This window comes from Endozoicomonas sp. (genome assembly GCF_051008435.1).
Lineage (GTDB): Bacteria > Pseudomonadota > Gammaproteobacteria > Pseudomonadales > Endozoicomonadaceae > Endozoicomonas_A.
In genome coordinates, this window is sequence record NZ_JBPCXO010000200.1 from 1 (window position 1) to 11,360 (window position 11,360).

Genomic DNA, 11,360 nt, shown 5'->3' on the forward strand with positions numbered 1-11,360 from the left:
ATGGGTCTGTTCAGAGTGCGGAGCTGAACATCTGCGTGACGTAAACGCAGCAAGAAACATTCTTGCGGTCGGGCATGACCGTCTAGCTGTAGGAATCCCCGTCCTTTAGGGCGGGGAGGATGTCAAACACCCAATGCGCTTTATCGGTTTGATATGGATGACAGGGTGATTGAATTCATTGCTATTAAAAAAATTCGGCCCAATGAAGAAATTACCATTAATTATAATGGATCGCCTAATGACCAGTCACCTCTCTGGGAAGGCATTCAATGGGAACCATAAAAACAGGGTTTTAAATTAATGATTGTTCAATATTATTGTAAGGAGAGTTTAAGGTTTGATGTGAATGTTAAATCATTTTTTTGTTAATTAAATGGTTTGTTTTTTTGATTTTATTACTAATCTCCTCCGGATGCGGTGCGGGAGATAGTAATGAACAGAATATTAAATAATTTTTCATTTTTTGGATTAATTGTATATTTAACAACTCTTTCTACAGTTTCTTATTCTGATGTGACGAATAAAGAAGAGTATGAAGCATCTGAGTATTCAATGCACTCAGAGTACTCTGTGCCAGCTGAAATGAGCGTTACACTGATTACTAATGCTGCCAAGACTGTCTCTTTCTATAAAGTGTGCCAGAATCTGATACACCCGTTGAATGGACTATTGAAGAAACATGGCGAAGGGGTTTATCGAAGGCACTGGATGCCGGAGATGTTAGCGCATACTGTCATACACACTCCAGTAGCTTATGCATCCCATGAGCCTGAAGAAATGTGCCTTCTTCTCGCTCCTGTGGCGTCAGCTGGCGATTTTGTTGCTAATACCGTCATTGAACAGATCAAAAAAGAAGGTATATGGAAGTCGATTTTAAAATACTCGGCAGCGGGTATTGTTATTTTTCATGCCGGCCATGACTTAGACATAAACAGCTTTGAGGAAAGTAAGACGAGAGCAAATGCTTTGGCTTCATTCCTTAATGCTGGGTTATTAGTATTAACTACAGATGGATTTGTTGGAATAGCGCTGGATTCCACTCTGAGCAGACAGAGAGATGATCCTGATGATAATGAGGAACAGAAATTATTTTGGCAAGATGTCTGTGATAGCTGGCAATATTTTCTTATGGATGCCAGCGCAGGGGTTATGAGTCATCACTTAACTCATAAAGCTTTAGCTCACACCAACGTAGGTTCTATTAAATCTGAAGTGATCTCGCTGGTTGTCATTCCAATCACAACGGAGGGGATGGGAAGAATTGCTGATGCTCTGAACTATACAGGCAATAGTATTGGAGGAACCGATGGACTCCTTAATTACCGAACAGTAGCAGGAGGCGTCGCTTTTTTTGGAGCGATAGCCTACGACGGAGCTTTTTATCTGACTAAAAAAGGGATCAATAAGTGCATTACGGGTGGGCTTTCTCGAAGAGATGCCATTGATGCAACGGTCGATGTAGAAAAAGTAATGGAACCCCTGGTTGTTCTGGTCTTTGTTTCACATGTTGATGAGTTTCCGGAATGGATTTATAACATGGCAACTCAAACCTATACTGAAAATGGTTCCACGGTAGCTATTACTGTCCTGGCCGCACTTTTTAGTATTGCGATAAGTGAGGGTCTTTTGTATCAGCCGAAACACAAAGGCTTGTCGTTTGCGATGAAAACACTACTGACAGCCTCTGGAGCTTACCTTTACAGTACTTATGATTCGGTAGCTAAAGATATTGGATACGGGGAGTCATTGGCGAGCCAGAACTGGATTTGGCATTGGGTAGCCAGTGGGGTGAATCCAGTCTATGAAAGAGCTCCTTCTTTTTACAAGCTTATGGGCGTCTATGATTCTGATTCAGGAGCAGAGACTCAACCTATCGAGAATAACTCTCCGGGACGACTTCATGAATATCGTGAGTGGGCTGGAGATTCGATGACAAGACTGTATTACATAATGACGTCTGTTTTCTCTAGATCAGAAGTGCCTCCCTCATCCGATACCGGTGAAATAAAGCCTGGACCTGAAGCTGCTACATCCCCCCTCAACAGACTCTGGAAGAAGATGAGGATTGGACTCGTAATACCCCTGAAATAAAGCCTGAACCTGAAGCTGCTTATACTCCTCCTCAACAGACTCTGGAAGAAGATGAGGATTGGACTCGTCAGTCAGAACCTGAAAAACCACAGGACAGCTCCGAAGAGCTGGCAGATTGGGATATGGATGAGGATTGGGACTGATCGTAAAGCTGAGGCAGTTCCTCAGGAACACTGGTCTGCAAGTGAGTTGATGTAGTGAATCATTTGGCTGCTACACTTACTGATGTTTTATCAGAAGGTAGGCAGCCAGATGGTTATTGGACGATGTTCTACTGTTTATTGTTTCTTTGTCGCTTATAGGTGAAATGTCTATCCGGGTTAATGTCGCTTGAGTCAATGATTTCAGGTCATTGTCTGCTCAGGAACCTGTCTTGTTTTTTTTCTGGCTCCGTTTTTAGTGTCAGGCCTTGGTAATAAAGGTTTCTGGCGGTTTTCAATGAGCAGCTTCAGGGTTTATGCTCTGGCTTTCTGCCAGGGCAGATAATCAGGAACCGTCTCACGTGAGGTATAAGGTAAAATCATGAGGACCATGGGCCGTTATGTTCTGGTGCTGGCAGCAGGAAGTCTTCTTGCTGCCTGCAGTTCATCAGACAAGAATATGGTGGTATCACCCACCGAAGTTGAAGGTAAGACCTGGGTACTGAGCTCCCTGGATGGTAAGCCACCGGTAGATGGCAAAAGAATCACCCTTGAATTTCAGTCTGCTTCTGACAAGGAAGGTAAAATTAGCGGTCGCGGCCCTTGTAATAGTTACTTTGGCAGCTATACCATGGAGCAGGATGAGTTGCAGTTTGGCAGGGTGGGCTCCACCATGATGGCGTGTCCAGAGCCTGTTATGAAACAGGAAATGGCCTTTTTCTCAGCTTTTCAACAAGCAGACACTATGGCGTCCAACGGTGAAATGCTGGTTCTGAAGAGTCGTCACAGCGAGGAACAGATGAAGTTTGTTGCTGAAATGGCTGAAGTCAAAGGTGTAGTGAAGTCGGCTACTGGTTACTTCCCGGCAGATTCAGATATCAGAATTCAGCTGAGAGATATCAGTAAGAAAGATGCTCGGTCTAATCTGATCGGAGAGAAGAAAGTCAGATTGAAGTATGAGCTTGATGTTCCTCTAAACTTTGAAATTCCCTATTCGCCTACTTTGATTCAGCCTAATCATACGTATTCTGTTTCTGTCGAAGTCAGACACAAGGGAAAGCTGATTTCCCGCAGTACTTCCAGCAATATTGTTGATCTCTCCCGACCTCTGGATATGAAAGCGGGTCAGTGATTACTGACTGAAGGCCTGATTCAGGATTTCAGCCAGTCGATAGCCTGAAGTCACAATCCTTTCTTTTGAAATTGTTTGTCCTCTCAGCAGGTACTCTTTGCTGAGAGGCTCCCCTGGTTTGATCTGATCAAAAACTATGGTTCTTTGTATATTCAGGCTTTCACGAGCTCAGCTTTCTGGGTTGATCTCTTTCAGATCGGGGAGTTTCTGCAGGGGAACTTCCAACAGGAGTTGTCTGGCGTAAACCGAGATGACTTTTTCTGCCTCAGGGTGATTGCTGCGAACAGGAGGAAATGCAGTTAATCCACTGTCCCAGAGAGCAGCAAGGTTAGTCAGCTGTTCTCCCTGGTAATCAATCGGTGTAATGGAAAAAGCCTTGTAACATTTTTCATGCTCTGGTGGCCTGTCCTTTTTATCGTCACAAATCTGCAGTGGGCTGTGAAGGTCCTGGCTGATATGAATAAGGGCTCTTAGCATTAAAGCCTGGGCAAAGTGTGAACTGGTTGAACTGGAGAGTGTTTTAATCGCTTCCTGGGCTACCCAGATACTGTTTTGCTTTTCAGGCCCATTGGAGAGTCCATGGGTAACTTGATCTTCACTGACAGTATGCCAATATCGAGTGACTGCCAGACCTTCTTTTTTAATGGTGTCCATCCAGGTGGAAGCAATTATAAAACGGCGGGTTTTGGGTTCAGCTTCTTTAAGAACATCCAGCAGCTCCTGGCTTCGCTGTCGAGCGGCGGGCGTCATGTTCTGCCAGGCGATCCAGCTACTGATCATGTGGCCTGAGTCATACCAGGAAAAGGCTGGACTGAGAAACAAGGCTGCCATCAAGAATAATATACCCCTGCCCATAGCATCTCCATTTTCAAGTGTGATGAGTTCAAGTATTAACGACAGAGCATGGCAAGGCTAGAAAGGTTCTTACACAATTCGGTTACTGTGTTAGATTTAGGCCTTTCATAACACTCGTACGAAGACAGAAAGGAGTTTCCGCTATGCAGTTTCGTCCCTGTATTGACCTGCATGAAGGCAAGGTGAAACAGATAGTGGGAAGCTCTCTGCGTGATGGTGATAATTCTGCCCAGGTAAACTTTGAAAGCGACCGGTCAGCGGCTGACTTTGCGGAGCTTTACCGTAAGGAACAGTTAACCGGTGGTCATGTCATTAAGCTGGGGCCCAAAAATGATGCAGCCGCCGCTTCAGCTCTTTCAGGTTGGCCTGGAGGGCTTCAGATTGGTGGCGGAATCACGGCAGAGAATGCCAGACAGTATCTGGAGATGGGGGCTTCCCATGTCATAGTGACGTCCTATGTTTTCAAAGACGGCCAGGTATTCTTCGAAAACCTGGACAAGCTGCTGGCATCAGTAGGTCGGGAACGGTTGGTACTGGATCTTTCCTGCAAGAAAAAGGACGGTGATTATTTCATTGTGACGGATCGCTGGCAGAAGTTTACGGATACCCGAATCAATGCCGTAACGCTGGTGAAGCTGGCACACTATTGTGATGAGTTTCTTGTTCATGCGGCTTCGGTTGAAGGCCTGATGGCGGGGCCTGATCTGGAGCTGGTTGCCCTGCTGGCCAGACACTCACCTGTGCCAGTGACTTATGCCGGAGGTATTGCCACTCTGGAAGATATTGAGGCAGTGAGAAAGGCTGGCGACAATAAGGTTCATATTACGATTGGCAGTGCTCTGGATATTTTTGGTGGTTCTCTGGCCTTTAAGGATGTGGTTGCCTGTTGTAAAGCGGACTAAGAGAAGTCATTAGGAAGAGCCGTTGTCAGGGGTTCCATCAAGCATTGGCTGGAACCCCTAATGAGGTTTGACTAGCGTGCAGTATCGTACTGGGTTCTGTATTGATAAATTCTGGACTGGCCTGTTGTGGTTATTTTCACTTCCTGAGAATGAGCAATTTTGAACCATGCCCTTCCATACTGGTTGGTTTCCCCTGAAGCAATCAGCTTTCCTTTACGGTCATAGACTTCAACCTGAGTGTTGGCATCAGTGATCACTGTCAGTTTGTTGATACCACTTCAGGCTCCAATACCAGCGTGACAGACAGAAGCAAAAACAGAGGCGGCTAGCAGGGCCATTAGCTTTTTCATAATCACTGATATCCTGAAAGGGTTAATGAATCGCTTCGTAACTATCGACCACTGCTGTGGACAATCAAGTTCAGTGAGTGGGGTTTTGCCAGGGCATTGTAGAAAGGATGACAATGCTTATGCTGAAGTCCGCAGTAGTGAGGCTCAAGAGCTGATTGAGTTTTACGCTACACAATCCGTTTTGAATAACTGTCTGTATCAATATCAAGAATTTCAACAGTCAGGATATTCACATCGGGGATGATCTGGTCAGCAGCAGTCAGCACTCTTTGGCTTAGAGCTTTCTTTTGTGCTGGCGTACGACCGACCATGATTCGTACAGTAATGTGGATAAAAGATTCTTCAGGCCGGGCTGTTAGAAAGTGCTCGCATGGGTAGGCTCTGGATTTGATGTCTTCAGCTTTAAACAGCCCTGATTCCAAAGCACCTTGATGAACGCCTGAGACGAGCTCTTTAATTGAGTACTTTTGTTCAATATCTGAAGAGTACTCGATAATGCAGTGAGGCATGAAGGATGGTCTTTGAGAAGTTGAGCAAACAAGCCTACCAAAAGCCACTTTCAGGCAACAGGAAAAGAGAGAAGAGTCACCCTGTGAATTCTTGTCTACTCTTGATATCTGGGAAGTGTACGATGAATTAATAAATGAATAGTCAAACACTGGGAAGCTCCCTGCTGGTTGCAGGCACATCAATTGGGGCGGGCATGCTGGCTTTGCCTCTGGTCTCAGCAGCCACAGGCATCTGGTCAGGCTTAGTGCTGATGATGTTAATGGCAGGGCTGGCCTGCTATGGAGGGCTGCTGATAGCAGAGGCCTGTCGTGCCGTTCCAGAAGCAGACAACCTTCATGGTGTTGTGGGCCGACTGTTGGGGAAATCCGGTCAGGGTGTGGCGATTCTGGCTATGCTGTTCCTTTATTTCTCACTCTGTTCAGCTTACATCACAGCCGGTGCCGGGCAGCTGGTGTCTATTACAGACAAGATGGGAGTAGCTTTCAGTTTTTCCCAGTCTGCTACGGCAGTAGCGGTGTTTATTGCCGTTTTGGTCGTTGTGGGCACAGTCGTGGTGGACTATGCCAATCGAATGATGTTCTTCCTGATGATGATGCTCTTAATGTTCATCATGATGCTTTTGCTGCCGGAAGCCGAAGCAGAAAATCTTACCCTGGAAATGGGTGAGCCCGGTATGCTCTTAGCCGCCTTGCCAGTTCTCTATACCTCATTTGGATTTCATTGTGCTGTACCCACCGTAGTGCGGTATGTAAAAGGTAACCCCAGGGATTTCCGGCTGGCCCTGGTGCTGGGTAGCCTTTTGCCTCTTGTGGTCTACTCGCTTTGGCAGGTGGCCACCAATGGTACCCTGTCATCACTCATGATTACGGATCTTCAAACCAGACCTGATGCAGTGGGACAGCTCATTAACCGAATCGGAGAAGTCAGCAATTATTCTGGCTTCAGCCATCTCATCAGTGTTTTCACTGCCTGTGCGTTAGGCACTTCTTTTCTGGGCGTGGCGATTGGTCTTTTTGACTACCTGGCAGAGGTTAGCCAGAGGCCTAATACCATCATGGGCCGTATCCAGACTATCTGTCTGACTCTGGGCCTCCCATTGGCTGTTGCGGTTTTATTTCCGGGCAGCTTTGTGAGCACTCTGGGTTATGCCGCAGTAGCACTGGTTATTCTTGCAGTCTTTATTCCGGTTTTACTGGTTTGGGAGGTGCGTAAGGAGCATCTGGAAGAGCCTTACCAGGTTGCCGGGGGCAACCTGGTGTTGATGGTTATGTGTCTGATCGGGCTGACAGTGATTCTCGCACAGGTTGGTATTGTTTCTGGTTGGTTGCCTGCGCTGGATTCCTGATCAACTCTCAAAGTCCGGATCGTCTGGGTTCACAATGCCTGAATCCTGGTGTGATAAGGGAGGTAAAGTACTTTTAGCTTGCTCTTGAGGATCGGGTTGGTAACGATTGACTTCAGCTTGTTCTGCCAGAGCCTTTATTTCTTCTTCTGTTCTGGGCTTTTCGACTTTTTGTCTTCCCCCACCTGCCTGAAACTCGAAATAGATTTTGGCAAAATATTTCAACTGTGAGCTAAGCCCTGAGCTACCAAGAAGAAGTTCAGAGCTGACCTTTTCTGTTTCACGCTCTTTGGCTCTACCTAAACTATCAACCAGCCTGACGTCTTCTCTGGCAGCCGCATGACAGGGAGAAAATTCTTCCTGATGCTTCTGACTGATCTTATTCATGTGTTTATCAAGCTCTGTTAATGAAGGTTCCAGCAGTTTTAATCTTTGAGTTAATACTTCGTTATAGTCACTCTGGAGCTCTTTATTCCTTGCACTCTCTTCCTGTTGTTTTTTGATCAGAGCTTTTTCACTTTTGGAAGGTTTGTATTTCCCTCTGCCCTGACTGACTTTATTGAGAATCAAAAGTGCTTCTGATCCCAGACTCTTTAGTAATTCATTAGAAACATTGAGCGCTTCTTTTGAATAGGGATAGAGGGTTGTGCTTGCTGAGATCATGTCCAGTGTTTCTTTGGCTGCTTTCTCTGCCTGCAACCATTCATCTTTGCATTCTAAAATGGCTAGTTGTTCCTGCATGCTCTTGCGATCTTCAAGGACTCTGGTTGGGGGCTTTTCAACGGATGGTTTGCCAAGCATGACTGACATAGCATGGAGAGAGCGGTCTGGTCTGTCTGAGGTGCTGTAGTCCGCCAGTAAGGTGTTGAGTCGCTGGAACATGCGAACTATTTTTTGACCTTTTGCATAGAGTGTTTTTGTTTCTTCGGGCCATCCAATGCCCACTTCTTTGACATGATAAAAGCCGCTGACGTGTCTTTCGCCCAAAGGTATATAGCTATCCTGACGGGGCTGGTGGACTTCGGGTGATTCCTGGATCGTTTTATCCGGACTGAAGGTCTGTACCTTCTTGTTGAATGAGCTGCCTGTAATATTAGGTACTTCATTTTTAAGTGAGCCTAGGCCGCTGTCCTGGCTGGTCAGGCTATCTTGCTTTTGCGACTTTCCTGGTATATCCATTTTTTTAATCTCTTATTTCTCACAATCTCATTATAGATTGAGCAGTGGAAAGACTTTTCCTCAAAGAGATGAGGAGTTTAGTCCAAATTGAGATAGATAACTCTTTGATAAATCAGGGTAAAAATTAAATGATAGGACTGCGTGGCAAGCCTCAAAGAGAGTCTGTCCTACCAGGTTGGGGTCAATGGCATCCAGTCCTTTCAGGATGCAGTCTCTTGATCGCTGATTATTCAGGGTGATGGGTGTCAAAACATCGACAAAGCTGGCTACAAGGCCGTACAAATCTTTTTCTATGTCATTTTCTTCGGCCCAAAGGTCAGGGTCAGCATACTGCTCTGAGTAGGATTGGGCGGCAATATCCAGTCCTACCCCAAAATTCACCAGTACGGCCCGAACCGGATTGCAAATGATGTTTCGGGGGCAGATAGCACCATGGAAAATATTCATTCTGTGAAGATACTGCAGTCCTGTGAGCAACTGGGCAAACCACATTTGGGGTTGTTGTTCTTCATAGTGATGAAGCTCATTCAGCGAGCAGCCTTTCAGCCAGTAGCGGGCGATAAAAAGATCCTGACTGGCAGGGAGTTGGCCAAAGGCAATAACCCGCTCAATGTGTGGATGAAAAAGGTGAGAAAGACTGCGATACAAGCAACTTAGTTCTGGCCAGTGTTCGTCAATACGATGATAGATCGAGAGGCCACAGTGATATTGTCCCTGTATATGTTCAGCACGCCAGAGTTGACTGGTTTTAGTGATCTGGATGCATTCTTCCAGTTGAAAGTGATGATCAACGATGGCTCCTTTTCCAAGAGTGATGGCTTTTTGCTCTCTGTCACAAATCCCTAATTCAATCAGCGCGGACAGGTCACAACACAGCCAGTCCAGGTCAAGATTTCGACCTAATGCGGCCTGCTCATACCACTGGTAGATTCGGGGCTGGTGGGTTTGCTTTGCCAGTGAACAGAAAAGGGCTGCGTAATTTTTAATATCTTCATTCAGCGTGGAGCCATTGATGATATCGATGTATTCAATATCGCCATCATCAGTGATGAAAACACAGTTCTCTGACCAGTTACCTACGGTATAACCCCTGCGATGAATTTGTTGCAGAGCTAATGCCGAATGTCTCAAGGCCTCCAGTAACTGGTAGGTAGTATGTTCCTGAGGTTTGAAGGCACTCAAGGGTAAACCTCTGGGCATTTTTATGGGGAGAACAAGTTGCTCGCCGTCCTGAATGAGAGGAGCGCAATAGGGAACACCTGTGCAGCCTGACAGTTTCTGAAGTCTCATGAACTCATCTCTGAGTTTCTGTTCCTGAGTGTATTGCATTTCCTGATTTTCAAAACCGGTTGAAACCAGAATTTTTAAAAGCCAGGGAGCGGACCAGTCGCCAGGTTGATATTCAGCCTGCCAGATTTCCATACCATGTTGAATGAACAGGCATTTCACTTTATGGAAATCCTGTATTCGGTTGTTGCGGCGCTCGACCACAGAAACCTGTCCCAGGGTTTCCAGTACATGTTCCTTCTGTTTTTCTGTGACAGGGAATTTTTTTGGAGCTGTGAGACCCCACTGGTGGGTAAGAGCTGAGATGATCTGTTCCGGTGTGTAGATACTCAGTGATCCGTCGTCTTTTTCCAGAGAAATCTCAGCTCCCTTTCGACCCGTGACAAAGACCATGCCCTGACACCAGGGAGCATAGACTCCCACGGGAATTTTGTGTTTGATCTTACCTGCCAGCACTCTGGCAACGTAATTGGCCTTGGCCAGACAGTTATCAACATTTCTGCCATCCAGAGACCAGGCATGCTGCCCGGCACTGAGCCTGCCAATGTAACCTTTTACATCGACTACATAGATCCCCCACTCGCCAATAATCAGAGCATCGACTTCCATTGCCTGACCGCTGTGAACCGGTATCTCGATATTGGTAAGAAGCAGATAGTTTTGAGGAAGCTGGCTGGCGAGCAGTTTGAAGGCCCAGCGTTCAGAGTCATTTACAGCGTCACCAAAACTGATTTGTTTGGCCATGGTCAACTTCCGAACAGTGAATACTTGATTAAAAAAATCCTGAATGGGTAATGGGGAAATCAATTCCATTCAAGGCTGTCAGAATAGTTTAGCTGGCCGTTTAACATTGATCCGATTACTATCAGGACAACTAACAATAAGAAAAAGGAGCGCCTCATGTTGAGAAAAGCACTGCTGACAGCATCCGTTTTGGTTCTGCCTGCATTATCGTTTGCCAATGGCTATGTAGGTCAGTGGAAAACGGTGAATGAAGAAACCAATGAAGCGGAATCGCTGGTCACCATCTGGAAAGATGGCAATGAGTTGAAGGGAAAGATTGAGCAGATTCTGGATCCTGAAGCCAGAGACATGGTGTGTGAAAAATGTGAGGGCGAGAAAAAGGATCAAAAACTGGAAGGGCTGACCTTTATCTGGGGTATGGAAAAGGACGGTTCTAAATACGACGACGGTAAGATTCTCGACCCTACTTCAGGAAAAGTTTACAGTGCCAGCATGAAGCTGATTGAGGATGGAGAGAAGCTGGAGGTCAGAGGTTATCTTGGCTTTGCGCTTTTAGGAAGAACTCAGGTCTGGGTTAAGGCTGAGTAAAGAGGGAAATGGGCAGACCAATAGTCTGCCCACAAACTCTGCTAGGAGTCTGTCGGACTTATGCTTTCGAGCATACTCTCTATTGAAGAGTCAGTAGAACGAGTCGACAGTCTTGAGCGTTCTAGGAGTCTGTCGGACTTAGCCGACCGTAGCGAGAAAAAGTCCGGTTTGAGACAGTTTTTATGATTATTTGAGGCGAATAGCGAGCTATTCAACGAAAAGAATCATAGAAAATGGCCA

At 46.0% G+C, this 11,360-nt stretch carries 10 protein-coding genes and 2 pseudogenes; 7 read left to right on the forward strand and 5 right to left on the reverse strand.

Features of this window, described 5'->3' with window-relative positions; all coding sequences use genetic code 11:
* The 4 genes and pseudogenes from ACR2PX_RS09905 to ACR2PX_RS09920 form a co-directional block, all read left to right on the forward strand.
* On the forward strand, window positions 1-109 hold a 109-nt coding region (locus ACR2PX_RS09905), incomplete at its 5' end, for a zinc ribbon domain-containing protein (protein ID WP_433997355.1).
* Between the two features lie 29 nt (window positions 110-138).
* A pseudogene (locus ACR2PX_RS09910) lies at window positions 139-282 on the forward strand (SET domain-containing protein-lysine N-methyltransferase); the annotation flags it as partial.
* Between the two features lie 150 nt (window positions 283-432).
* Window positions 433-2,091, forward strand: a complete 1,659-nt coding sequence (locus ACR2PX_RS09915) for a hypothetical protein (RefSeq protein ID WP_433999197.1) — start codon at window positions 433-435, stop codon at window positions 2,089-2,091.
* Between the two features lie 522 nt (window positions 2,092-2,613).
* Entirely contained in the window at window positions 2,614-3,363 is a 750-nt protein-coding gene (locus tag ACR2PX_RS09920; RefSeq protein ID WP_433999198.1) for an META domain-containing protein, read from the forward strand.
* Here ACR2PX_RS09920 and ACR2PX_RS09925 read toward each other — a convergent pair.
* A pseudogene (locus ACR2PX_RS09925) lies at window positions 3,364-4,218 on the reverse strand (S1/P1 nuclease).
* A gap of 143 nt (window positions 4,219-4,361) precedes the next feature.
* Between ACR2PX_RS09925 and hisA the strand changes: the two are divergent.
* Window positions 4,362-5,120, forward strand: coding sequence for a phosphoribosylformimino-5-aminoimidazole carboxamide ribotide isomerase (hisA, locus tag ACR2PX_RS09930; protein ID WP_433999199.1), 759 nt, complete (start codon window positions 4,362-4,364; stop codon window positions 5,118-5,120).
* A gap of 71 nt (window positions 5,121-5,191) precedes the next feature.
* On the opposite strand, the gene ACR2PX_RS09935 is transcribed toward hisA, so the two are convergent.
* Window positions 5,192-5,377 (reverse strand): hypothetical protein, encoded by a 186-nt coding sequence (locus ACR2PX_RS09935; protein ID WP_433999200.1) that lies wholly within the window; start codon window positions 5,375-5,377, stop codon window positions 5,192-5,194.
* A 260-nt stretch (window positions 5,378-5,637) separates the two neighbouring features.
* Window positions 5,638-5,979: a 5-carboxymethyl-2-hydroxymuconate Delta-isomerase gene (locus tag ACR2PX_RS09940; protein WP_433999201.1), complete on the reverse strand. Its 342-nt coding sequence runs from the start codon at window positions 5,977-5,979 to the stop codon at window positions 5,638-5,640.
* 134 nt (window positions 5,980-6,113) lie between these two features.
* Between ACR2PX_RS09940 and ACR2PX_RS09945 the strand changes: the two genes are divergently transcribed.
* Complete coding sequence (locus tag ACR2PX_RS09945) at window positions 6,114-7,325, forward strand: aromatic amino acid transport family protein (RefSeq protein WP_433999202.1); 1,212 nt, start codon at window positions 6,114-6,116, stop codon at window positions 7,323-7,325.
* On the opposite strand, the gene ACR2PX_RS09950 is transcribed toward ACR2PX_RS09945, so the two are convergent.
* Window positions 7,326-8,501: a hypothetical protein gene (locus ACR2PX_RS09950; RefSeq protein WP_433999203.1), complete on the reverse strand. Its 1,176-nt coding sequence runs from the start codon at window positions 8,499-8,501 to the stop codon at window positions 7,326-7,328.
* Window positions 8,502-8,561: 60 nt separating this feature from the next.
* A complete protein-coding gene (locus ACR2PX_RS09955; RefSeq protein ID WP_433999204.1) occupies window positions 8,562-10,532 on the reverse strand; it encodes an NERD domain-containing protein kinase family protein in 1,971 nt (656 codons plus the stop codon).
* A 156-nt stretch (window positions 10,533-10,688) separates the two neighbouring features.
* Here ACR2PX_RS09955 and ACR2PX_RS09960 point away from each other — a divergent pair, with 156 nt between their 5' ends.
* The gene (locus ACR2PX_RS09960) at window positions 10,689-11,120 is read left to right on the forward strand and encodes a DUF2147 domain-containing protein (protein WP_433999205.1); all 432 of its coding nucleotides are present in this window, start codon (window positions 10,689-10,691) and stop codon (window positions 11,118-11,120) included.
* Window positions 11,121-11,360: the final 240 nt, after the last annotated feature.